Source organism: Cellulomonas sp. URHE0023 (assembly GCF_000688475.1).
Classification (GTDB): Bacteria; Actinomycetota; Actinomycetes; order Actinomycetales; family Cellulomonadaceae; genus Cellulomonas.
Genome location: NZ_JIAN01000008.1, coordinates 289,809 through 312,557, shown reverse-complemented (window position 1 = coordinate 312,557; position 22,749 = coordinate 289,809). Strand labels below are relative to the sequence as shown.

The window sequence follows — 22,749 nt, the reverse complement described above, 5'->3', positions numbered from 1 at the left end:
TGGATCCGGGCGACGGCCGCGAGTTCACCCGTGCCACTTGTCCGGTCTCGTGCCTTTTGCCTGTCCGCGCACGGCCGCTGCTGCGGATCCGACGTACGCCCATCGAGCGAGACGTGACGCCCGTCGGGGGGTGCTCAGTCCAGGACGGTCAGGCCGCCCGACCACGCCCCGTCGCGTCGGTACGCCCGCGTACCCACAGCCAGGACGAGCAGGGCCCCGACTGCCGATGCCAGCATGACCGCCGCCATCGCGACCGCGTCTCCCCCGAGCAGGCCCGAGATCGGGCTGACGACGCCCGCGACGCCCGACTGGGTGGCGCCGATGACTGCCGCCGCGGTGCCTGCGATGGCTCCGTGCCGCGTGAGTGCGAGCGCCGAGGCGTTGGGCGGGATGAAGTTGACCATGAACAGGATGAGCCACAGGACGACGAGCAGCGCGGCCAGGCCACCCCACCCGGTCAGCGCGATGCCGAGCAGCACGAGCGCGAGCGCGACCGAGATCGGCAGGACCACCCGAAGGATCCGGATCGGCGCCACCCGGCGCACCAGGGAGGCGTTCACCTGCGCGCCCGCCACCAGGCCGACGCCGTTGACGGCGAACAGCAGCGCGAACTGGCTGGACGTCAGCCCGTAGCCCTCCAGCAGCACGAACGGCGACCCGACGACGTAGGCCATCAGGACCGCGATGCCGAGGCCCGGCAGGATCGCGAGCGCGACGAACCCCCGGTCCCCGACGAGCCGGCGGTAGCCGGCGAGCGCCGTCCGCAGACCGCCGACCCGACGTCGTTCCGCCGGCAGGGTCTCCGGCATTCGCCGCCACACGACGACCCAGAGCACCGCGCCGAACAGGGCGAGCGCACCGAAGACCGCCCGCCAGCCCAGCTGTCCGGCGATCATCCCGCCGATCGACGGAGCGAAGAGGGGCGCGACGCCGATCACGAGCATGAGCCGCGACATCAGCCGGGACGCGTCCGAGCCGACGAACCGGTCGCGGATGATCGCCATGGCCACCACGGACGCTGAGGCGTTGAAGAAGCCTTGGAACGTCCGCAGCGCGATGAGCGGGATGATCGCGGGCGCGATCATGCACAGCAGCGACGTCACCACGTGCATCGCGACCCCGAGCAGCACCGGGGGTCGTCGGCCGAACCGGTCGGAGAGCGGCCCGATGACGAGCTGCCCGACCGCCCCGCCGATGAGCATCGCCGTCATGGTCAGCTGGGCCATGGTCGCGGTCGTGTGCAGGTCGCGGGCGACCTCGGGCAGGGACGGCAGGTAGATGTCGGTCGAGATGGCCGGCAGCGCACACATCAGTCCGAGGAGCAGCACGTAGCGGACGTCCGGTGTGTACGTCCGCTGGGGTGCGTCGGGACCGGCCGCTGCGGGGGTCGGTGCGGTCGTGCCGGGGGTGGCGGTACGCAAGCTCATCGCGTTCCATCTTCCATTGCCTCGAGCATGTTGTCGAATCGATTCGATGTGATGTTCACCGGTGCTTCGACTCCTCAGAACTCGGGCGCGACATGTCGGTGGCGGCTGGCAGGCTGAGCACATGTGCGGTCGATACGCCTCCTTCCGGGAGGACCAGGCCCTTGCCGACGAGTTCGCCATCGCGACGGTCGCCGACGACGTGCGCCTCCTCGGTCCGTCGTGGAACGTCGCGCCCACGGACGGCGTGCGGATGGTCGTCGAGCGGGCGGACAAGGAGACCGGTGAGGTCACCCGCCAGCTGCGCGTCGCGCGGTGGGGGCTCGTCCCGTCGTGGGCCAAGGACATCTCGGTGGGCAGCCGGATGATCAACGCCCGGGTGGAGTCGATCGCGGACAAGCCGGCGTTCGCCCGCCCGTTCGCTGTCCGACGCGCGCTGCTCCCGGCCGACGGGTACTTCGAGTGGAAGAAGCCCGAGCCGGGCGCGACCAGCAAGCGCAAGCAGCCGTACTACCTGCACCCCGCCGACGGTGAGGTCGTGGCGCTCGCGGGGCTGTACGAGTTCTGGAAGGACCCGAGCAAGTCCGACGACGACCCCGAGCGCTGGGTGGTGAGCGCGACCGTCATCACGCGGCCGGCGTCCGACGAGCTCGCCTACATCCACGACCGGCAGCCGCTCATGCTCAGGCGCGAGGCGTGGGACGCCTGGCTCGACCCCGCGGTCGGGGCCGACGAGGCGGCCACGCTGCTGGAGGCACCGGCACCGGCGATCGTCGCGACACCCGTCTCGAGCGCGGTCGGCTCCGTGGCCAACAACAGCCCGGCGCTCGTCGAGGAGGTTCCGCTCGAGCAGGACTGACCTCGCGAGCACCGGACGGCGCGAGCCGCGCCGGGCGCGTACCGCTGGGACGACGTCGGCGCGTCAGGTCGGCGTTGTCGCCTCCCAGCGGCGACCGATCGCCCGGATCATCCGCGGGTACACGACCAGATGGCGCAACGGCGTGATCAGCGCCAGGTACGCGCGGCCGCCGACGCCGTTGGGACGGACCAGGACGGTCATCTGCGCTCGGTAGACGCCGTGGTCACCGGCCACCCAGCCGAGGTGGACGAGGCCGTGCACGGTGCGGTTCACGATCTCGGCGACGAACTCGTCGCGCGTCTGGAAGACCGACGTGAACGGAAGGGTCGGCGAGTCCGGGGGCCGAGGACCGTTCGCGAGGTCGTGCGGCAGCCGCTCCCGCACAGAGCGCTCACGCACCCCCAGGCCGTGTGAGGGGTCGTCCCAGCCGAAGATCGAGCCGAGCCTCCAGCGCGCGGCCATCAGGAGACCGACGACGCCGCGACCGGTCACCGACCCGTCGCCATGGGCGAACGAGCGCACCAGCCGGTCGAGGTCGTCCGGACCGCCGGGCGTCGGGAGCTCCCAGACGTCCTCCACCCGGAAGTCCGACGCGACCTCGTGGAGCCTCCACGGGCGGGAGGTGTACTCGGAGTTCGCGAGCCTCATGGGACGCCCTTCGTCGACGATGTCGCCTCTCGACGGTAGCGGCGGCCGCCGGCAGGCGGCTCGCGCTCTCAGGTGCCCCTCAGGCGGTCGGTCAGCTGGTCGTCGCCCCGCGCAGCCGCACGGGCGTGACCGTGCCGATGCCCGCGAGGTCGCGCGGCGGTTGCGGCTCGAGCACGAAGCGGGCGTCGCGCGAGAGCGCCTGGGCGGTGGACTCGTCGACGACGACGGTCGACGGGTCGGCGATGTCGGTCAGCCGAGCGGCGAGGTTCACGTGCGGGCCGAAGACGTCGCCGAACCGCGACAGCACGCGCCCCCACACGAGGCCGACCCGCACGGGCGTCACACCGCGGGCACCCTCGAACAGACCCCCGGTGGTGGTCTCGCGGTCGACGTCGAGCTCCTTGCCCAGCGCGTCGGCGAGCCGGATCCCGATGAGGGCACCGGTGGCGGGGTCGTCGGCGACGAACAGGACGGCGTCGCCGATGGTCTTGACCACCCGGCCGCCTCCCGCCGAGACGATGTCGCGCGCGGCCGTCTCGAACCGCTGCACGAACTGCGACAGGTCGGTGGACCCCAGGCCCGCGGTCCGACGCGTGAAGGAGACCATGTCCGCGAACCCGACGGCCCGGGCCAGCGGCAGGGCGGACCTGTCCGGACCGGGTGCCCGCTGCTCACCGAACTCGGCGGCGTACCGGCCCGCGATCGCCGCGAGCTGGCGCCGGTAGGAGTGCACGAGCTGCGCCTCGAGCACGGGCGCGAGCGCGGCGAGACGGTCCAGCACGAGCAGCCGCGCCGACGTGTCGTCGAGCTCGTAGCGTTCGGCCATGTCCTCGACCAGCGCCTCGACCTGCCACAGCGCGAGGCGGTCCGAGGTGTGCCCGAGCGCCCGGGTGACGGTGATGACCGTCCGCAGGTCCAGGCCGTAGTCGCGGACCAGCTCGGCCGCCCGGTCCACCGCCTCGGCGTCGCGCTCGGTGTAGACGTGGTCGTCCGGGTCGGCGTGCGGCAGGCCCATGGTCGTCCAGAAGCCATGGACGACCTCGATGTCGATCCTGGCTCGCTCTGCCAGGTCCCGAGCGCTGAGCGTCCGGGGACCGCCGAGCAGCTCTGCGTCCAGCTCCCCCACCGTCGACTCGAGGAAGTCGAGGTCCTGCGATCGATCGTCCGGCACGGGTCGAGGGTAGTTCACCTGGCCGTGCGGACGTGACGCACGTCACCGGCGAGAACGTGGTGCTCCGTGCCCGCACCGTCGCGCACCACGAGTCCGCCGTCGTCGGCCAGCCGGATCGCTGTGCCCGCCACCTCGGCGCCGCCAGGGAGCTCGACCCGCACGGTCGCACCGAGCGTGACGCACACGCGCGCGATCTCGTCGGCGAGCCCCGAGTAGGTCACGTGACCACCGGCGTCACGCCATCTGCGGGCCACCTCGATCTGCGCGTCCACCAGTGCGACGAGCAGACCCTCGCGGTCGACGTGCTGGGCACCGGCGAGGGCGAGCGACGACGCACTGGACACCGGCAGCTCGTCAGCGGTCTGGCTCACATTGATCCCGATCCCGATGACCACGGCCGGCGGCGCCCCGTCGCTCATCGGGACGACCTCGGCCAGGATGCCGCCGATCTTGCGCACCGGTCCCCAGCCCTCGATCTCGGTCTCGGCCGGGACGAGCAGGTCGTTGGGCCACTTCAGCACGGCAGGGACTCCCGCGGTGGCTCGCAGCGCATTGACGGCGCCGAGCCCGGCGAGCAATCCGAGCCAGCCGAGCGACGACGCCGGGACGACCGGCCGAACCACGAAGCTGCAGGTCAACGAGGTTCCGGCGGGGGTTTCCCAAGTGCGACCGTCGCGGCCCCGACCCCCGGCTTGGTGCTCGGCGACGAGGATGCTGCCGTCCGGCCACGACGTCGCGTCGGCTCGCAGGTCGGCGACCACGTCGGAGTTGGTCGACGCGGTGGTGCCGACGACCTCCACGCGCGCGAGCGGACCGACCGGGGCGAGCAGGAGCGACCGGAGCTCGTCGGCACGAAGGGTTGGTCGGGGCATCGTCATGGCCCCATGCTCTCGCGCGTTGTGGGAACCCGACACCCTGACGTGACGAACACCGTGATGCGCCTGCACGTGCATGGAGGGCTTCGACAACTAGCCTCGTCGGGTGACTGACATCAAGGACCCCGTGGGGGCTGCCCCGCGCACGACCGCCGGCAAGCTGGCGGATCTCGAGGCGCGGTACGACGCACAGGCGGCGGCCGAGCGGACCGGACGCGACAAGCAGCACGCGCGCGGGAAGCGGTCGGCCCGCGAGCGCATCGAGCAGCTCCTCGACGAGGACTCGTTCACCGAGCTCGACGCGTTCGTCCAGCACCGGTCCGTGAACTTCGGTCTCGACAAGAAGAAGGTTCCCGGCGACGGGGTCGTCGTAGGCCACGGCACGATCGACGGGCGCCCGGTGTGCATCTACTCCCAGGACTTCACGGTCTTCGGGGGGAGCCTCGGCGAGGTGCACGGCGAGAAGATCACGAAGGTCATGGACCTCGCGCTGCGCACCGGCGTGCCGCTCATCGGGATCAGCGACGGCGGCGGCGCACGCATCCAGGAAGGCGTAGCGGCTCTGACCCAGTTCGCCGAGATCTTCCGTCGCAACGTCGCCGCGTCGGGCGTGATCCCCCAGATCAGCCTCATCCTCGGCCCGTCGGCCGGTGGTGCGGTGTACTCCCCTGCCCTGACGGACTTCATCGTCATGGCCGACGGCACGTCGAACATGTTCATCACCGGACCGGACGTGATCCGCGCTGTCACGGGCGAGGACGTCGGGTTTGAGGAGCTCGGCGGTGCGACCACGCACAACACGCGTTCGGGCGTCGCGCACTACATGGGTTCCGACGAGGACGACGCGTTCGACTACGTCCGCGCACTCCTGACCTACCTGCCGCAGAACAACCTCACCGACCCGTGGACCTTCGAGCACCACGCGGACCTCACGGTCTCCGAGGACGACGAGGTGCTCGACAGCCTGCTGCCCGACTCGGACAACCAGCCGTACGACATGCGCACGGTCGTCGAGCACGTGCTGGACGACGGTGTACTTCTTGAGGTCATGCCGTTGTACGCCCAGAACGTGCTGATCGGGTTCGGCCACGTGGAAGGGCACCCGGTCGGGATCGTCGCCAACCAGCCGATGTCCATGGCGGGCACGCTGGACATCAACGCCGCCGAGAAAGCCGCCCGCTTCGTGCGCACGTGCGACGCGTTCAACATCCCGGTGCTGACGTTCGTCGACGTGCCGGGCTTCCTGCCGGGCACCGACCAGGAGTGGAACGGCATCATCCGCCGCGGCGCGAAGCTCATCTACGCCTACGCCGAGGCCACCGTCCCGCTCGTCACCGTCATCACGCGCAAGGCGTACGGTGGCGCGTACATCGTCATGGGGTCCAAGCAGCTCGGCGCCGACGTCAACCTCGCCTGGCCCACCGCCCAGATCGCGGTGATGGGCGCCGGCGGCGCGGTGAACATCCTGCAGCGCGGCGCCTTGAAGAAGGTGGCCGACGACGACGGTGACGTCGAGGCCGAGCGCCGGCGGCTGACCGCGGAGTACGAGGAGGCGATCGTGAACCCGTGGGACGCCGCCCAGCGCGGTTACGTCGACGCGGTGATCGCCCCCAGCACGACCCGGGCAGAGGTCACCAAAGCCCTGCGCCTGCTGCGCACCAAACGGGCATCGCTGCCCCCGAAGAAGCACGGGAACATCCCTCTATGAGTCACGACGACGCGCACGACCACGCCGGGCACGACGACGCGGGGCACGACGACTCGGTCCACGGGCCGGCGCCGCTGCACGGCATCGACGCCTCCGACCTGCACGCGGTGGTCGACCAGCTCGCGGCGGCCCTGCACGGGTACGTCGACACCGCCGTCGGCGTCCGCGCCGAGTTCGGCTCGACCGAGGCCGACGAGGACCCGCGGATCCTGGCGCTCGAGTCGGAGGTCGGCAGCCTGAACGCACGCCTCTACGACACGCTGCACGAACGCCTCGGCCTGCACGCGGACCTGACGGGCATGTCGTGGGGCGACGAGGACGAGGGCGACGCGGACGGCCTGCCCGACCCGCTGGAGGTCGACACGTTCCACCTCGGCTTTCTCATCGGCCCGCCGGTCGGGACGTCCGACCTGTCGCTCGACTCGGTCCTCGACCTGGTCGAGCAGGGCGGCGCGGAGCTGGCCGAGCGGCTGGTCGGCGCGGGCTTCGTCGTGGACGGGTGGGGCGCCTCCCGTGGCGCTCCCTTCGATTTCGACGAGGACGAGGAAGAGGACGAGGACGACGCGTGAGCGACGCGCGTGAAGGCACCCAGATGCAGGTCGTGCGGGGCACCCCCGACGACGTGGAGCTGGCCGCGCTGGTCGCTGGGTTGATGGCGGCCGCGTCGGACCGTGCACGGAACGCGCAGGGGAACGCCGACGCGGTCTCGGCTCCGTGGGCGGACCGGCGCAGGACCATGCGCGGCGTGCGTGGTGACGCGTTGCGACCGGGTCCCGACGCGTGGCGATGGAGCCTGCGGGCCTGACCTCGCACCTGCACCATCTCGTACCGGCAAGTACGCTCGGCCGCGTGATGATGACGACGGGGTCCGAGGAGCGCGCGAGCTCGCCGATCGACGAGATCGCCGAGGAGTACCTCACGCAGTACGCCGATCTCGACCCGCTGGCGGCGACCGCGATCGGGATCGCGGGCCACGACCACGAGATGACGGACCTGTCACCTGCCGGGATCGACGCGCGCGTCGCCCTGGCGCGAGCGACGCTGACCAAGCTCGACGGCGCCTCCCCTGTCGACCTCGTCGACGAGCTGACCCTCGCGGCGATGCGCGAGCGGCTCGGACTGGCGATCGAGCTGTACGAGGCCGGTGAGGAGCACCGCTACCTGAACAACATCGCCTCACCGGTGCAGAACCTGCGCGACATCTTCGACGTCATGCCGACCGACACCGTCGAGGGCTGGTCGAACATCGCGGCCCGGCTCAACGCCATGCCGTTCGCGGTCAACGGCTACATCGAGTCCCTGCGGCTCGGCGCCACCCTGTCGGGCATCGCCTCGCGTCGGCAGGTGGACGAGGCGACGCGCCAGGCCGCGGAGCTGGCCGATCCCGAGTCCTCGTTCTTCACGACGTTCGTCACCGGTGAGCTCGTCGACTCCGTGCTCGACGAGTCCGCGACGTGCTCGCTGGTGCGCGCCGAGCTGGAGCACGGCGCGAGGGCCGCCCGGGAGGCGTACGCGACGCTCGCCGCCTTCCTGCGCGACGAGCTCGCGCCGCAGGCCCCGGCGTCGGACGCCGCGGGTCGGGAGCGGTACGCGCTCTGGTCGCGACAGTTCCTCGGCGCCACGGTCGACCTGGACGAGACGTACCGCTGGGGGCTCGAGGAGCTCGCGCGGGTGGTCGCCGAGCAGGAGGCCGTCGCTGCGCAGATCGCCGGACCGGGTGCGACGGTCGCGGACGCCGTCGCGGCGCTGGACGCAGACCCGTCCCGCCTCCTGACCGGGACGGACGCCCTGCAGGCGTGGATGCAGGAGACGTCGGACGCGGCGATCGAGGCCCTTGACGGGGCGCACTTCGACATCCCCGTCGAGCTGCGCCGGCTCGAGTGCATGATCGCTCCGGTGCAGAACGGGGGCATCTACTACACGCCGCCGAGCGAGGACTTCAGTCGTCCGGGTCGGATGTGGTGGTCGGTGCCCGCCGAGGTCACCACGTTCAACACGTGGCGCGAGAAGACGACCGTCTACCACGAGGGAGTGCCTGGGCATCACCTGCAGGTGGGCCAGGCGGTCGCCGAGCGCGCGACGCTCAACCGGTGGCGCAGGCTCGCGTGCTGGACCTCCGGGTACGGCGAGGGCTGGGCGCTCTACAGCGAGCGGCTGATGGCAGACCTGGGTTTCCTCGACGACCCGGGCGACCGGCTGGGGATGCTCGACGGCCAGCGGATGCGCGCGGCCCGGGTGGTGTTCGACCTGGGCGTCCACCTGGGCCTGCCGGCACCGCAGGAGTGGGGCGGCGGGACGTGGGACGCCGACAAGGGGTGGGAGTTCCTCAAGGCGAACGTCAACATGCCGGAGGCGTTCATCCGGTTCGAGTGGAACCGGTACCTCGGCTGGCCGGGGCAGGCGCCGTCGTACAAGATCGGCCAGCGCCTGTGGGAGCAGACGCGCGACGAGGCGGCCGCGAACGCCGCCGCTGCTGGCCAGGAGTTCGACATCCGCGCGTTCCATGCCCGGGCGCTGGGCATGGGCGCACTCCCCTTGGACGTGCTGAAGCAGGCGTTCGCCGTCTGACCGCGCGGGGGCTCAGGCGATGAGCTGTGACCCGTACCTGAGCAGGATCGCGGCGACCATGAAGACGAGCACCGCCACCGTGACGAACCAGTCGTTGCCGTTCGCCACGAACCGCCGTGCGCCCACGCCGAGGTCGATCGCGCCTTCTCGCACGTTGATCCGCGTGAGGCCCGCCCACACCAGGGTCGTCGTCGCGGTGATCAGCAGGCACCACGGGCACAGGGCGTGGATCACGAAGTACGAGACGCCGAACAGGTACCAGGCGAAGGCCAGACCGATCGTGTAGATGGCCTGGGCGGTGAGCATGTACCAGCGCGGGAAGATGACGCCCCCGATCATCGCGACGGCGATCGTGATGACGACGGACTCGGCGGCGATGCCCAGGAACGCGTTGGGGAAGAACTCGCCGAGGATGTGGGCCTCCGGCCGCAACGCGACGGTTCCGCAGTTGATGACCTGGTTGATGCTGCAGCTGAGGGTGGCGTTCGGGTCCGCAGCGAGCTTCAGCGCGTCGATCGACAGGACGAAGGAGGCGAGCAGGCCCAGGGCGCCGGAGATGACCATCTCGATCGCTGTCCGCCGCCGCCAGGCGAGGGTGGGCGGTTGGCGGAGCTCCGGGTCGGGGTCGACGTAGTCGTCGAGGTCGTCGTCGATCTCGTCGAGGTCCGTCTCGGGGTCATGGACGCCACCGTCCAGGCCTCTGGACGACGCTCCTGCCGCGTCAACCATCTGCTCTCCTCGCGCCCTCGGGGCGACGTCTCCGTCGGCCCGGCCGAGCCGGCGGTACCGCCCGCCGTGACCCGACCCGTGCGGCTCCATTCTGCACTGCGCAGATGTGCGCCAGGACCGGGTCCGACGTCCCGTCCTTTTCGTCTTGACCGGTATAGCCGCATGGGGTTACTGTAGCGGTACAGAACGAGAATGACTCACGAGTAAGGAGAACACCATGTCCATGGACGGACCCCAGCTCGGGCTCCTCTTCGGACCACGCGCCGCCTACCAGGACGCGCACAGCGCCTGGCCCCAAGCGCCGGTCGTCGCGACCCCGCAGCGCCGGGCGCCCGCCGCCCGCACCCGCAGGTCGGTGGCGGGACTGCTGCACCAGGTCGCCGACGCGATCACCCCGGACGCCGCACCACGGGGCGGCACGGCGACGAGATGACGAGCACCCCGGCGACCTACCCTGTCCCGCATGGAGCGGAACAGGGTGTCGGCGTGCCCGCAGACGGCCGCGAGCGGTCAGCCGCACGGGTGGACACCGACCGGGACGGCGGTGCGCTCGTGGCACGCGTGACTCTGCAGACCATCGCGGACCGCGTCGGCGTCAGCCGGATGACGGTCTCCAACGCGTTCTCCCGGCCGGACCAGCTGTCGGCCGAGATGCGTCGCACGATCCTCGACGCCGCAGCGGAGCTCGGCTACGTCGGGCCGGACCCGTCCGCACGCGCGCTCGCGCGGGGCACCACCGGCGCCGTCGGCGTGCTGCTGACGGAGTCCGTCGGCGCCGCGTTCCGTGACCCCATCGCCGCGGCGTTCTTCGGTGCGGTCGCCGAGGAGCTCGCCCCCACCGGGCTCGCGGTCGTGCTGCTGCCCGCCGCCGGCGCCGAGGGGATGATCCCCGCGCGCGACATCCCCATGGACGCCGCGCTCGTCTACGGCTGCGCCGCCGACTACCCCGCCGTCGACTGGCTCGTGCGGCGCAGGCTCCCGCTCGTCTTCGTCGACGGCGACCCCCGACCCGGCGCCGCGAGCGTCGTCCTCGACGAGCGCGAGGGCGCACGCCTCGCGGCGCAGCACCTGCTGGACCTCGGGCACCGACACGTCGCGACGTTCACCATGAACTCCGAGGTGCCACCGGGGTGGGCGCCGGACGCCGCGACGGCGGCGAGCGGCTTCGTCGCCCGCGAGCGCCAGCGTGGATGGGTCGAGACGCTGGCCGCGGGCGGCGTCACACCGGTGACGTATGAGCTCGTCGACAACATGGAGCCGCACGCCTCCGAGGCGGCCCGGGCGCTGCTCGCCGGTGACACGCCGCCGACCGCCGTCCTGTGCTTCTCCGACCTCATGGCCGCCGCGGTCGTGCACGCCGCCGAGGAGCGGGGACTGCGCGTCCCGGAGGACCTCTCGGTGGTCGGGTACGACGACGCCCCCCTGGCCCGTCGGCTGCGACCGAGCCTGACCACGGTCCACCAGGACTTCGAGGCCAAGGGAAAGGCTGCTGCCGGCGCGCTCACCCGGTCGATCGCCAGCAACCGGGCGGGCAACCCGCCGGACTCGGCGCAGCACATGGTCCCGGTGACCCTCGTCGTCCGCGAGAGCACGGCGCCCCCAGCGCCCTGAACCGACGGCATAGGCTCGCGTCCCGTGACCCGTCTGCTGCTCGCCTCCGCCTCGCCCGCCCGCCGCGCCACGCTCGTCGCGGCAGGCATCGACCCGCTCGTCGCCGTCTCCCATCTCGACGAGCAGGCCGCACTGGCCGCCGCCGAGGACCGGTTCGGCGCTCTCGAGCCCGCCGACGCTGTGCTGCTGCTCGCCCAGGCCAAGGTCGAGGACGTGTCGCGGAACCTGCCCGAGGACCTCGAGGACGCGGACGACCTCCTGCTGCTGGGCTGCGACTCGATGCTCGAGCTGGACGGTGAGATCTACGGCAAGCCGGCCGACGCCGCCGAGGCGACGACCCGTTGGAAGGCGATGCGGGGACGGACGGGCGTCCTGCACACCGGGCACTGGCTCATGGACGAGCGTGCGACACCGACGATGCTCGGCGCGACGTCGTCGACCACCGTCACCTTCGCCGAGCTGTCCGACGACGAGATCGATGCCTACGTCGCGACCGGCGAACCGCTCGCCGTGGCCGGGGCGTTCACGGTCGACGGTCTCGGCGGACCGTTCGTCGAGCGCATCGAGGGTGACCACCACGGAGTCGTCGGACTCAGCCTGCCGCTCCTGCGTGAGCTGCTCGCAGCGGTCGGCGTCACCATCCCCGACCTGTGGCGGACCGCCTGATTCTTGTCCGGTGACCACAACCGGGAGCACCGAGGGACGCGCCCACACGCTCGTCGTCGTCGGATCCCTACAAGATCGTCCCCTCGAGCCTTGGCCGGTTCCGCAATCTTGGCGGGGCGCGCGCTCAGGGCAGGGGTCCAGGGCCGCCTCCGCGTTACGGTGAGCCGTGCCCGTCATCTCCAAGGTCCTCATCGCCAACCGCGGTGAGATCGCCGTCCGCATCGCCCGTGCCTGTCGCGACGCGTCGATCGGCTCCGTCGCCGTCTACGCCGACCCCGACCGGGAGTCCGTGCACGTCCGCATCGCGGACGAGGCCTTCGCGCTGGGCGGGTCCCGGGCTGCGGAGACCTACCTCGACATCGCCAAGCTGCTCGACGTGGCCCGCCGGTCGGGTGCGGACGCCGTGCACCCCGGCTACGGCTTCCTCGCCGAGAACGCCGCGTTCGCGCAGGCGGTCATCGACGCCGGGCTCACGTGGATCGGTCCCCCGCCCTCCGCCATCGAGTCGCTGGGCGACAAGGTCAGCGCGCGGCACATCGCCCAGCGCGCCGGCGCGCCGCTGGTGGCCGGTACGCCCGACCCGGTCGAGGGCGTCGCCGAGATCCACGCGTTCGCCGCCGAGCACGGCATGCCGATCGCGATCAAGGCAGCGTTCGGCGGTGGCGGCCGCGGTCTGAAGGTCGCCCGCACCGTCGACGAGATCGACGAGATGTTCGAGTCGGCGGTCCGCGAGGCCGTCGCGGCGTTCGGTCGCGGCGAGTGCTTCGTCGAGCGCTACCTGGACCGTCCGCGGCACGTCGAGACGCAGTGTCTCGCCGACGAGCACGGCACGGTCGTCGTGGTCTCGACCCGCGACTGCTCGCTGCAGCGCCGCCACCAGAAGCTGGTCGAAGAGGCGCCCGCACCGTTCCTCACCGCTGCGCAGAACGAGCAGCTCGTCGAGTCCTCCAAGGCGATCCTGCGCGAGGCGGGGTACGTCGGTGCGGGCACGTGCGAGTTCCTCGTCGCGGCCGACGGCACGATCTCCTTCCTCGAGGTCAACACGCGGCTGCAGGTCGAGCACCCCGTGACCGAGGAGGTCAGCGGCGTCGACCTCGTCCGCGAGCAGCTGCGGATCGCGGCCGGCGAACCCCTCGGGTACGACCACGTGGAGACCCGCGGGCACTCGATCGAGTTCCGCATCAACGGCGAGGACCCCGCTGCGGGCTTCCTCCCCGCCCCGGGCAAGATCACCACGCTGCGGCTGCCCACCGGCCCCGGCGTCCGCGTGGACTCCGGCGTGGTCGAGGGGGACAGCGTCTCCGGCCTGTTCGACTCGATGATCGCCAAGCTCATCGTCACCGGCGCCGACCGGCCGCAGGCGCTGGCCCGCGCCCGACGCGCGCTCGCCGAGCTCGAGGTCGTCGGCATCCCGACGGTCGTCCCGTTCCACCGTGCCGTGCTGGACGCGAAGGCGTTCGCACCCGCGGACCCGGACGAGGCGTTCACGATCCACACCCGCTGGATCGAGACCGAGTTCGCGGAGACGGTCGCCGCACTCAGCGCGTCGGCGCCCGCGCAGCCGAAGGAGGACGACGAGGAGCCGGTCGTCCTCGAGCGGGTCGTCGTCGAGGTGGGCGGCAAGCGCATCGAGGTCGTCCTGCCCGCGGCCCTGGCCCTGGGCCTCGGCCGTGGTCCCGCGGGCCGCGCCGCGCCGAGTGCTCGTCGCCCGGTCCGGCGCACCGCGAAGACCAGCTCCGCGAGCGGCACCACGCTCTCCTCGCCCATGCAGGGCACGATCGTCAAGGTCGCCGTCGCCGAGGGCGCACAGGTGGCCGAGGGCGATCTGGTCGTCGTCCTCGAGGCCATGAAGATGGAGCAGCCGCTCCTCGCGCACCGCGCCGGCGTCGTGACGTCCTTGTCTGCCGGTGTCGGGTCCAGCGTCAGTGCCGGTACCGCCATCTGCGAGATCGTCGACTGAGCTCCCCGACCTGACGTGCAGCCGCCGACACGACCACGCCAACCCGGCGACGGCTGGGTCGAGTGCGGCTGCGGGCTGCGCCACTGGGGCCTGTACGGCGCAGCGGGCCTCCTGCTCGTGCGGCGCGACGACGACGGCGGCGCCACCGCTGTGGTCCTTCAGCACCGCGTGGAGTGGAGCCACCACGGCGGCACGTGGGGCGTCCCGGGGGGCGCCCGGATGCCCGGCGAGAACGCGGCGGACGCCGCTCTGCGTGAGGCCGCCGAGGAGGCGGGGATCGACCGTGCGAGCGTGCGCCTGCGCAGCGAGTCCGTCCTGGCGCACCCCGACTGGTCCTACACGACCGTGATCGCCGACGAGGTCGTGCCCGTGGACCCCGCCGTGACGGACGCCGAGAGCCTCGAGCTGCGCTGGGTGTCGCTCGACGACGTCGCGGCCCTGCCGCTGCTGCCGGCGTTCGGCGACGCGTGGCCGGCCCTGCGCAGGCAGCTCGACCCGTGAGCGGGCTCACAGGAGAAGGCTCCGGACGAGGGTCGCACTGAGGCGACCCTAAGAGGTATCGTCGCCAACCAGTGAGGTAAGCCTGTCCTCACGGTCCCCCGACGGAAGTGCACATGGTCGCCAACTACCTCATCGGTCTGCGCGAGGGCCTCGAAGCCGCGCTGGTCGTCAGCATCCTCGTGGCGTACCTCGTCAAGACGGAGCGGCGCGACCAGCTCCCCGCACTGTGGGCAGGCGTCGGGATCGCTGTGCTCGTCTCCCTCGGCTTCGGAGCGCTGCTGACGTTCGGCCCGCAGGGGCTGTCGTTCGAGGCCCAGGAGGCCATCGGCGGCATCCTGTCGATCGCCGCGGTGGGTCTGATCACCTGGATGATCTTCTGGATGGCCAAGACGGCCCGCTTCATGAAGGCCGGGCTGCACCACAAGCTCGACGACACCATCGGGTCGGGCCACAAGGCCGTGCTCGTCGTCGCCCTGCTCGCCGTGGGCCGTGAAGGGCTCGAGACCGCCCTCTTCCTGTGGGCAGGCGCCCAGGCGACCAGCGGCAACGTCCCTGGCAGCACCCCGAACGCCGCGCCCCTGATCGGTGCCGCCCTCGGGCTGGCCACCGCCGTCGTGCTCGGCTGGCTGGTCTACCGCGGCGCGCTCAAGCTGAACCTGCGGACCTTCTTCGCCTGGACCGGGCTGTTCCTGATCGTCGTCGCAGCCGGCGTGCTGTCGTACGGCGTCCACGACCTGCAGGAGGCAGGGATCCTGCCCGGCCTGAACAACCTCGCGTTCGACGTCTCCTCGACCGTCCCGCCGAGCAGCTGGTACGGCTCGATCCTCAAGGGCGTCTTCAACTTCTCCCCCGCCACCACCTGGCTCCAGGCGTTCGCGTGGATCGCCTACATCGTCCCGACGATGTACTTCTTCGTGCGTTCCACCTGGGGGCACGCGCCGTCCCGCCCCGCGCAGCCCACCCCCGTCGTCTCGGCCACCGCCGCCTGACCCTCGCGCTCACGCGTCGCACGTCTCAGAGGAGACCTATGTCCCGCCGTCCCGTCCTGCTCTCGTCCGCCCTCGCCGCGCTGGTCCTGCCGCTCGCCGCGGGCTGCGTCTCGAACGACGCGGCCGGCTCGACGCCAACCTCGTCGGCCGGAGCGATCTCCGTCTCGTCCACGGCCGACGCGTGCGACGTCTCCACGACGTCCATCCCGTCCGGGACGGTGACCTTCGCGGTCACGAACGCGGGCGACGACGTGACGGAGTTCTACCTGCTCGACTCGGACGGTCTGCGGGTCATCGCCGAGGTCGAGAACGTCGGTCCTGGCCTCAGCCGCGACCTCGTCGCGCAGGTCGAGCCCGGCACCTACTACACCGCGTGCAAGCCGGGCATGGTGGGGGACGGCATCCGGGCCGAGTTCACCGTCACGGACTCCGGCAACGCGGTGGGACCCACCGGCGACACCGCCGACCAGCTCGCCGCAGCCGAGGCCCAGTACGTCGCGTACGTCAAGGACCAGGTCGGCGCGCTGATCACCGGCACGCAGGAGTTCGCGGACGCGTACACGTCGGGCGACGACGAGAGGGCGCGGGAGCTGTACGCCGACACGCGCGTGCACTGGGAGCGGGTCGAGCCCGTCGCCGAGTCGTTCGGCGACCTGGACCCGCTGCTGGACCTGCGTGAGGCCGACGTCGAGGACGGCGCCACCTGGAGCGGGTGGCACATGGCCGAGAAGGACCTGTGGCAGCCGCAGCCCGACGCCAACAAGGGTGTCGCGTACGTGCCGCTGACTCCGGAGCAGCGCGCGCAGGTCGCCTCCGACATGGTCGCCAACACCCAGAAGCTCGTCGACGAGGTCAACGCCCCCGGCTTCACGTTCGAGGCCTTCCAGATCGCGAACGGCGCGAAGGAGCTCCTCGACGAGGTCGCGACCGGCAAGGTCACCGGCGAGGAGGAGATCTGGTCGCACACCGACCTCTGGGACTTCCAGGCCAACGTCGACGGCGCCCGCGTGGGCTACGAGGTCTTGGCCGACGTGGTCGAGGCGCAGGACGCCGACCTGGCCAAGGAGCTCGAGAGCCGGTTCGCCGAGCTGCAGACCCTCCTCACCGAGCAGGGTTCCGTCGAGTCCGGCTTCACGTCCTACGACCAGCTGTCGGACGCTCAGGTCAAGGCCCTCGCCGCCGCGGTCGACGCTCTCGCCGAGCCGCTCTCCACGCTGACCACGACCGTCACCAACAGCTGACAGGACTCCTGTGTCAGCGCCCACGGACCCACCGACCATCCCGGACGGGACCTCTCAGGAGGTCGCCGACCAGCCGGAGCGCTCCCGCCTCTCGCGGCGAGGGTTCCTCGGGCTGAGCGGCGGGCTCGCCGTGGGGCTCGCCGCCGCGACCGGCTTCGGCGCCGGCCGCGCGACGGCGCCCGCTGCCGCCGCACCATCAGCGGTGGCAGGCACCTACCCCTTCACGGGGGTGCACCAGGCCGGGATCGTCACGCCTGCGCAGGACCGGCTCTACCTCGCCGCGTTCGACCTGACGACCACGTCGCGCGACGAGCTGATCACCCTGCTGCAGACGTGGACCACCATCGCGGCCAGGCTCACCCAGGGCATGTCCGCGGGACCGTTCGGGCCCGCGTCCGGCCCCTACGACGCACCGCCGGACGACACCGGCGAGGCCGCGGACCTGCTGCCCGCCGGCCTGACCATCACGATCGGGTTCGGCCGCTCGATGTTCGTCGGCACCACCTCGCCCGACGGTACGCCCGGCCAGGACCGGTTCGGCCTCGCCGACCGGCTGCCCGAGGGCCTCGTCGACCTGCCGCACTTCGCGGCAGACGACCTGGACCCCGCCCGCAGCGACGGCGACCTCATCGTCCAGGCCTGCGCCGACGACCCGCAGATCGCGGTCCACGCCATCCGGAACCTGTCCCGCGCCGCGTTCGGCACCGCGACGATCCGGTGGACGCAGCTCGGCTACGGCCGGACCTCCTCGACGAGCACAGCACAGCTGACACCGCGGAACCTGTTCGGGTTCAAGGACGGAACGGCCAACGTCAAGGCCGAGGAGACCGCCGACCTCGAGAAGCACGTCTGGGTGCCTGCCGAGGACCTGACCCCCTCCTCGGAGTGGCTCGCCGGCGGGTCGTTCCTCGTCGCACGCCGCATCCGCATGCGGATCGAGACATGGGACCGCACGTCGCTGCGCGAGCAGGAAGGTCTGGTCGGGCGCACCAAGGGTGCGGGCGCACCGCTGTCCGGCGGCACCGAGTTCACCGAGCCCGACTTCGCCGCGACGGGCGGCGACGGCAAGCCGCTGATCGCCGTGGACTCCCACGTCCGTCTCGCGCACCCCACCCAGAACGACGGCGTGCGGATGCTGCGCCGCGGGTACAACTTCACCGACGGCAACGACAGCCTCGGCCGGCTCGACGCGGGCCTGTTCTTCCTCGCGTTCGTGAAGGACCCCCGCACGCACTACATCCCGATGCAGACGTCGCTCTCGAGCCACGACGGGCTGATGGAGTACCTCACGCACACGGCGTCCGGGCTCTTCGCGGTGCCGGCCGGGATCCCCGACGGCACGCTCGTCCTGGGCACCGACGGCACGCCCGTCACCACCCCGAAGAGCCCGTACATCGGTCAGGCGCTGTTCGCCTGACCGGAGGTCGGCCGCCTCGCCTGACGACGCCGCAGCGGTACTCTGCCGCGCGTGACGACTGAGCAGCCCGCGCGCACCCCGCTCGACGCCGGGACGCCCACGCGGGTGTGGCTCGTCGCGCTCGTGACGGTCATGGCCATCGACATGATCCGGGCGAGCGGTCCGCTGCTGGACCGGGCGTTCGCCGCCGGCACGCTGGACGTGGCGGTCGCCTCCCTGGGTGCCTACGCGGGCGCGGGCCTCGTCGCGGCGGTCGTCCTGGTGGCCTGCCGGTGCTCGGGCGGCACCCCCGACGCCCGCGCGCTGCTGGTCGGCTCCGCGGCCCTCGCGGTCCTGCGAGTCGTCATCCAAGGCCTGGACGGGCTGGCGCTGAACGTCGTCGGCCTGGTCACCGTCGCCGTGGCGGTAGGCGTGCTCACCCTGGCCGTCACCTTCGTCGCGGGACGCCCCGCGGGCGGTCGACAGGCTGCCGTCGGACTCATGATCGGGTGCGGGCTCTCCGTCGGGCTGCAGCTCCTGCTCGGGACGTGGGACGCACTCTGGCAGCCCGGGTGGTCGGGGTGGATCGTGGCCGTGGCGCTCGGGCTGCTGGTGATCGGCACGGCGCGCGGGCTCGCGGCGTTCACCACGCCCGGCACCCAGCCCACAGGACGCCCCCGACGCCTCTGGGCGCTCGGAGCGTTCCTGGCCATCGCGGCGATGCTCGTCGCGAACCCCGCCTTCGCCGCGTCGCAGGCCGGCTCGTCGCTGCGCACTGCCGGGATCGTGCTGGTCGCGGCGAACTTCCTCGGCGCCGGGCTGCTCCTGCGTCCTGCGCAGTGGTCGGCTCCCTGGCGCGTGGGAGCGGCCGTCCTCGTCGTCCTGGGCGTCGCCGGTGCCCTCTGGACCAGCGGATTCTGGGCGCTGGCGGCACTCGCCGTGCTGGTCCTGGCGGTCGGCGTCGTCCTCGCCGGTGCGCTGAGCGCCCACCGCCCGGCTCCCCGCGGCATCCCCCGCACCGCGGCGGTGACCGTCGCGGTCGGTGTGCTGACCATCGGACCGCTGCTGGTGTACATGCTCGACTACGACGTGCCCCTGCACGTCGACAACGCCTGGGTGCTCGTGCTGACCGCGGCCGGGCTGGGCCTGGCGGGTCTGCGCCGCCGGACTCCGCTGGTGGGTCGCTCCGACCGGCTGCCGCGCAGCATGGCCTCCGTCCGACTTCTCCTGCTGCCCGCGCTGGTGATGGCCTCGATCGGGCTCGTCGCGCTCTCGACGCCGTCCGTACCCGAGCGCAGCGCCGACGAGACCCTGACGGTCGTCGACTGGAACCTGCACTACGGGGTCTCGCCCTTGACCGGTGTCGACCTCGAAGGGATCGCGTCGACGATCGAGGCGCAGCACCCCGACGTCGTCACGCTGCAGGAGGTGGAGCGCGGGTGGCTCCTCGGCGGCGGCGCCGACATGGCGACCTGGCTGTCCCGCCGGCTGGGCATGACGGTCCGGTTCGCACCCGCAGCGGACCGCCAGCTCGGCAACGCGGTGCTGTCCCGCTCAGCCCTGACCGAGGTGGCGATCCACGACCTGCCCTACGGAGACGGGCCGCAGGACCGCTCCGCGCTGGCGACCACGGTCACCACGGCCTCGGGCCAGTCGATCCGGGTCACGTCGGTGCATCTGCAGCACCGCGCGTCGAACACCGCCACCCGGCTCGAGCAGCTGGAGACGCTCGCGTCGGCCGAGCCCGTGGTTCCGCCGGCCGTGCTGGCAGGAGACCTCAACGCGACTCCCGGCTCCCCGGAGATCACGTTCCTCACGGACGCCGGCTGGCAGAGTGCGATCGACGCCGTCGGCGACCCGGACGCGAAGACGTCCACGAGCCTGGACCCGACCCGACGCATCGACTGGGTCTTCGGGCAGGGCGTGACCTTCGACTCGGCCGATGTCCTCCTCGGCCAGACCGAGTCCGACCACCTCCCGGTCGTCGCACGGCTCACGCCCCACGGCTGACCGACGATCCGTCCCTCTCGAGAGGATCCTGGGTCCCATGAGCTCACGACAGCCCCTGCCGTCGCGCCCCGTGGCGGACCAGCGCGCGACCGTCGTCGGGGAGAACTTCCGCATCAGCGTCCTCGCCGACGGTCTGCTGCGCCTGGAGCACTCCCCCGACGGCGGCTTCGAGGACCGCGCGTCGACGTTCGCGCTGAACCGCGAGCTGCCCGTGCCCGAGTTCCGGGTGATCTCGACGCCGACCCACCTGGAGGTGCTGACCGACCGGTTGCACCTCGTCTACGACCGGGGACCGTTCAGCACCAGCGGGCTCAGCGTCTCGGTGCGCGGAGGTATCAGCGCGTACCACTCGGTCTGGCGGTACGGCGAGGACGGCGACGGCCTCGGTGGCACGGCTCGGACCCTCGACCTGGCGGACGGTGCGATCCCGCTCGAGCCCGGTGTGGTCTCGCGGGACGGTTTCGCCGTCCTGGACGACTCCCGCTCCATGCTGCTGGAGGCGGACGGCTGGGTGGCCCCCCGCGACGGCTCACGCACCGACCTCTACCTGTTCGCGTACGGCCACGACTACCGAGCGGCGCTGCAGGCCTTCTACGCGGTCTCCGGTCCTGCGCCCGTGCTGCCGCGCTGGGCCCTAGGGAACTGGTGGAGCCGCTTCCACCGCTACACGGCCGAGAGCTACGCCGCCCTGCTGGACCGGTTCGCGGCAGAGGGCATCCCGTTCTCCGTCGCGGTCCTCGACATGGACTGGCACGTCACCGACGTCGACCCGGCGATCGGCAGCGGCTGGACGGGCTACACCTGGAACCGCGAGCTCTTCCCCGACCCTGGCGCCTTCCTCGGTTCGCTGCACGATCGCGGCCTGCGCGTGACGCTCAACGTCCACCCGGCCGACGGCGTACGCGCGCACGAGGACGCCTACCCGGAGATGGCCCGGGCACTCGGTCGGTCCGTGGAGTCCGGCGACCCCATCTCGTTCGACGTGACCGACCGCGCGTTCCTCGACGCCTACTTCGACGTGCTGCACCGCGGCCTGGAGGCCGACGGCGTGGACTTCTGGTGGCTCGACTGGCAGTCGGGACCGCACTCGCGCGTCGTGGGCATCGACCCGCTGTGGATGCTGAACCACTTCCACTTCCTCGACTCCGCACGTGACGGGCGACGGCCGTTGACCTTCTCCCGGTACGCCGGCCCCGGCAGCCACCGCTACCCCGTCGGCTTCTCGGGCGACACCCTGATCTCCTGGGCGTCGCTCGCGTTCCAGCCGTACTTCACCGCCACCGCCGCCAACATCGGCTACGGCTGGTGGAGCCACGACATCGGCGGCCACATGTTCGGGTCCAAGGATGACGAGCTGGCCACCCGCTGGGTCCAGCTCGGCGTGTTCTCCCCGATCCTGCGCCTGCACTCCTCGGCGGACGCCTTCACCACGAAGGAGCCGTGGACCTTCGAGCCGGCCGCCCGCGCGGCCATGACCGCGCACCTGCGGCTCCGGCACCGGCTCGTCCCCTACCTGCACTCCATGAACCACCGAGCCGCGCACGAGGGGCGGCCCCTGGTCGAACCGCTCTACCACGAGTGGCCCGACGCACCGGAGGCCTACGACGCCCCGGGGCAGTTCCTCTTCGGCAGCGAGCTCATGGTGGCCGCGATCACCGAGCCCGCCGACGCCCGCACCCGCACCGGCGCGGTGCGGGCGTGGCTGCCCGCGGGTACCTGGGTCGACGTGCTCACCGGCCTGGCCTACGAGGGTGGGCGGCAGGTGATCCTGCACCGTGATCTCGCCACGATCCCGGTGCTGGCCCGCGCCGGAGCGCTCGTGGTCCTCGACGGCGACGAGGTTCCCGGCAACGACCCCGTCAGCCCGTCCCGGCTGGAGGTGCTCGTGGTCGTGGGCGCGGACGGCGCCTTCACGCTGCTCGAGGACGACGGCACGGACGCCGGCACCGCCTCGACGCGGCTCGCGTTCGACCAGGAGACGGGCACGCTCACCATCTCGCCGGCGACCGGCGCGACCGAGTGCCTGCCGGCCACCCGACGCTGGACGGTGACGTTCGTGTCGTTCGACGGCGACGACCCGGTGGTCGACGCCCTGCCCGCCCACGTGGTCCGTGCCGGTGGCCGGTTGTCCGTCGTGGTCGACGACGTGCCTGTGGGATCGGCGCTCACGGTCCGGTTGAGGTCGCACCCAGAGCTCTCCCCGAACGACGTCCCTGCGCGCCTGTTCGCCCTGCTCGACCGGGCTCAGATCGCGTACGACCTCAAGTCCCGCATCCAGGCGATCGCCACGTCGGACGCACCTTTGGCCGTCCGCGTGTCGCACCTGCAGTCGCTCGCACTCGACCAGGCTCTGGCCACGGCGGTCGGTGAGATCCTCCTGGCCCGCGCGTAGG

General features: G+C 71.9%; 20 protein-coding genes. 15 read left to right on the top strand and 5 right to left on the bottom strand.

The annotated features are described in order from the left end of the window. Window positions 1-134 precede the first annotated feature (134 nt). The gene (locus N553_RS23240; RefSeq protein ID WP_051640269.1) at window positions 135-1,427 is read right to left on the bottom strand and encodes a multidrug effflux MFS transporter; all 1,293 of its coding nucleotides are present in this window, start codon (window positions 1,425-1,427) and stop codon (window positions 135-137) included. Between the two features lie 121 nt (window positions 1,428-1,548). On the opposite strand from N553_RS23240, the gene N553_RS0116600 reads away from it, so the two are divergent. Continuing rightward, window positions 1,549-2,283 (top strand): SOS response-associated peptidase, encoded by a 735-nt coding sequence (locus N553_RS0116600; protein WP_028047465.1) that lies wholly within the window; start codon window positions 1,549-1,551, stop codon window positions 2,281-2,283. A 63-nt stretch (window positions 2,284-2,346) separates the two neighbouring features. Here N553_RS0116600 and N553_RS0116595 read toward each other — a convergent pair whose 3' ends face one another. The 3 genes from N553_RS0116595 to N553_RS0116585 all read right to left on the bottom strand — a co-directional run bounded on the left by N553_RS0116595 (window position 2,347) and on the right by N553_RS0116585 (window position 4,980). Then, the gene (locus tag N553_RS0116595) at window positions 2,347-2,931 is read right to left on the bottom strand and encodes a DUF2867 domain-containing protein (protein WP_034622938.1); all 585 of its coding nucleotides are present in this window, start codon (window positions 2,929-2,931) and stop codon (window positions 2,347-2,349) included. 91 nt (window positions 2,932-3,022) lie between these two features. Next, on the bottom strand, window positions 3,023-4,102 hold the full coding sequence (locus N553_RS0116590) for an adenylate/guanylate cyclase domain-containing protein (RefSeq protein ID WP_231505304.1): 1,080 nt from the start codon (window positions 4,100-4,102) through the stop codon (window positions 3,023-3,025). Between the two features lie 14 nt (window positions 4,103-4,116). Further along, on the bottom strand, window positions 4,117-4,980 hold the full coding sequence (locus tag N553_RS0116585; protein WP_028047462.1) for a biotin--[acetyl-CoA-carboxylase] ligase: 864 nt from the start codon (window positions 4,978-4,980) through the stop codon (window positions 4,117-4,119). 103 nt (window positions 4,981-5,083) lie between these two features. Here N553_RS0116585 and N553_RS0116580 point away from each other — a divergent pair, with 103 nt between their 5' ends. Genes N553_RS0116580 through N553_RS0116565 form a run of 4 tightly spaced genes read left to right on the top strand, consistent with a single transcriptional unit; the run spans window position 5,084 to window position 9,253 of the window. Next, entirely contained in the window at window positions 5,084-6,685 is a 1,602-nt protein-coding gene (locus tag N553_RS0116580; RefSeq protein WP_051640268.1) for an acyl-CoA carboxylase subunit beta, read from the top strand. Next, window positions 6,682-7,254 (top strand): hypothetical protein, encoded by a 573-nt coding sequence (locus N553_RS0116575; RefSeq protein ID WP_028047460.1) that lies wholly within the window; start codon window positions 6,682-6,684, stop codon window positions 7,252-7,254. Before N553_RS0116580 ends, N553_RS0116575 begins: the two co-directional genes overlap by 4 nt. Further along, on the top strand, window positions 7,251-7,490 hold the full coding sequence (locus N553_RS0116570; protein ID WP_028047459.1) for an acyl-CoA carboxylase subunit epsilon: 240 nt from the start codon (window positions 7,251-7,253) through the stop codon (window positions 7,488-7,490). Before N553_RS0116575 ends, N553_RS0116570 begins: the two co-directional genes overlap by 4 nt. 50 nt (window positions 7,491-7,540) lie before the next feature. Next, on the top strand, window positions 7,541-9,253 hold the full coding sequence (locus N553_RS0116565; protein WP_028047458.1) for a DUF885 domain-containing protein: 1,713 nt from the start codon (window positions 7,541-7,543) through the stop codon (window positions 9,251-9,253). 12 nt (window positions 9,254-9,265) lie between these two features. Here N553_RS0116565 and N553_RS0116560 read toward each other — a convergent pair whose 3' ends face one another. Continuing rightward, window positions 9,266-9,982, bottom strand: coding sequence for a vitamin K epoxide reductase family protein (locus tag N553_RS0116560; RefSeq protein WP_081844725.1), 717 nt, complete (start codon window positions 9,980-9,982; stop codon window positions 9,266-9,268). Between the two features lie 217 nt (window positions 9,983-10,199). On the opposite strand from N553_RS0116560, the gene N553_RS0116555 reads away from it, so the two are divergent. The 10 genes from N553_RS0116555 (at window position 10,200) to N553_RS0116510 (ending at window position 22,748) form a co-directional block, all read left to right on the top strand. Then, entirely contained in the window at window positions 10,200-10,415 is a 216-nt protein-coding gene (locus N553_RS0116555) for a hypothetical protein (protein ID WP_156043872.1), read from the top strand. A 53-nt stretch (window positions 10,416-10,468) separates the two neighbouring features. Continuing rightward, a complete protein-coding gene (locus N553_RS0116550) occupies window positions 10,469-11,593 on the top strand; it encodes a LacI family DNA-binding transcriptional regulator (protein WP_231505303.1) in 1,125 nt (374 codons plus the stop codon). Window positions 11,594-11,617: 24 nt separating this feature from the next. Further along, window positions 11,618-12,259 (top strand): nucleoside triphosphate pyrophosphatase, encoded by a 642-nt coding sequence (locus N553_RS0116545; protein ID WP_028047454.1) that lies wholly within the window; start codon window positions 11,618-11,620, stop codon window positions 12,257-12,259. Window positions 12,260-12,425: 166 nt separating this feature from the next. Beyond that, window positions 12,426-14,219, top strand: a complete 1,794-nt coding sequence (locus N553_RS0116540) for a biotin carboxylase N-terminal domain-containing protein (protein WP_028047453.1) — start codon at window positions 12,426-12,428, stop codon at window positions 14,217-14,219. A 15-nt stretch (window positions 14,220-14,234) separates the two neighbouring features. Further along, window positions 14,235-14,720 carry an NUDIX domain-containing protein gene (locus N553_RS0116535; protein ID WP_028047452.1) on the top strand — a complete coding sequence of 162 codons (486 nt, stop codon included), beginning with the start codon at window positions 14,235-14,237 and terminating at the stop codon, window positions 14,718-14,720. A 113-nt stretch (window positions 14,721-14,833) separates the two neighbouring features. Beyond that, window positions 14,834-15,709 carry an iron uptake transporter permease EfeU gene (gene efeU, locus N553_RS0116530; RefSeq protein ID WP_028047451.1) on the top strand — a complete coding sequence of 292 codons (876 nt, stop codon included), beginning with the start codon at window positions 14,834-14,836 and terminating at the stop codon, window positions 15,707-15,709. 38 nt (window positions 15,710-15,747) lie between these two features. Beyond that, window positions 15,748-16,950, top strand: a complete 1,203-nt coding sequence (efeO, locus tag N553_RS0116525) for an iron uptake system protein EfeO (RefSeq protein ID WP_028047450.1) — start codon at window positions 15,748-15,750, stop codon at window positions 16,948-16,950. Between the two features lie 37 nt (window positions 16,951-16,987). Continuing rightward, a complete protein-coding gene (gene efeB, locus N553_RS23235; RefSeq protein WP_051640292.1) occupies window positions 16,988-18,367 on the top strand; it encodes an iron uptake transporter deferrochelatase/peroxidase subunit in 1,380 nt (459 codons plus the stop codon). Between the two features lie 51 nt (window positions 18,368-18,418). Next, on the top strand, window positions 18,419-20,356 hold the full coding sequence (locus N553_RS0116515) for an endonuclease/exonuclease/phosphatase family protein (RefSeq protein WP_231505302.1): 1,938 nt from the start codon (window positions 18,419-18,421) through the stop codon (window positions 20,354-20,356). Between the two features lie 37 nt (window positions 20,357-20,393). Further along, a complete protein-coding gene (locus tag N553_RS0116510) occupies window positions 20,394-22,748 on the top strand; it encodes a glycoside hydrolase family 31 protein (protein ID WP_028047448.1) in 2,355 nt (784 codons plus the stop codon). The last annotated feature ends 1 nt before the right edge of the window (window position 22,749 follow it).

Bases quoted from the DNA above. Each gene is read 5' to 3' on its own strand.
- N553_RS23240 (WP_051640269.1), bottom strand. From the start codon at position 1,427: ATGAGCTTGCGTACCGCCACCCCCGGCACGACCGCACCGACCCCCGCA.
- N553_RS0116600 (WP_028047465.1), top strand. From the start codon at position 1,549: ATGTGCGGTCGATACGCCTCCTTCCGGGAGGACCAGGCCCTTGCCGAC.
- N553_RS0116595 (WP_034622938.1), bottom strand. From the start codon at position 2,931: ATGAGGCTCGCGAACTCCGAGTACACCTCCCGCCCGTGGAGGCTCCAC.
- N553_RS0116585 (WP_028047462.1), bottom strand. From the start codon at position 4,980: ATGACGATGCCCCGACCAACCCTTCGTGCCGACGAGCTCCGGTCGCTC.
- N553_RS0116575 (WP_028047460.1), top strand. From the start codon at position 6,682: ATGAGTCACGACGACGCGCACGACCACGCCGGGCACGACGACGCGGGG.
- N553_RS0116565 (WP_028047458.1), top strand. From the start codon at position 7,541: ATGACGACGGGGTCCGAGGAGCGCGCGAGCTCGCCGATCGACGAGATC.
- N553_RS0116560 (WP_081844725.1), bottom strand. From the start codon at position 9,982: ATGGTTGACGCGGCAGGAGCGTCGTCCAGAGGCCTGGACGGTGGCGTC.
- N553_RS0116555 (WP_156043872.1), top strand. From the start codon at position 10,200: ATGTCCATGGACGGACCCCAGCTCGGGCTCCTCTTCGGACCACGCGCC.
- efeU (WP_028047451.1), top strand. From the start codon at position 14,834: ATGGTCGCCAACTACCTCATCGGTCTGCGCGAGGGCCTCGAAGCCGCG.
- efeO (WP_028047450.1), top strand. From the start codon at position 15,748: ATGTCCCGCCGTCCCGTCCTGCTCTCGTCCGCCCTCGCCGCGCTGGTC.
- N553_RS0116510 (WP_028047448.1), top strand. From the start codon at position 20,394: ATGAGCTCACGACAGCCCCTGCCGTCGCGCCCCGTGGCGGACCAGCGC.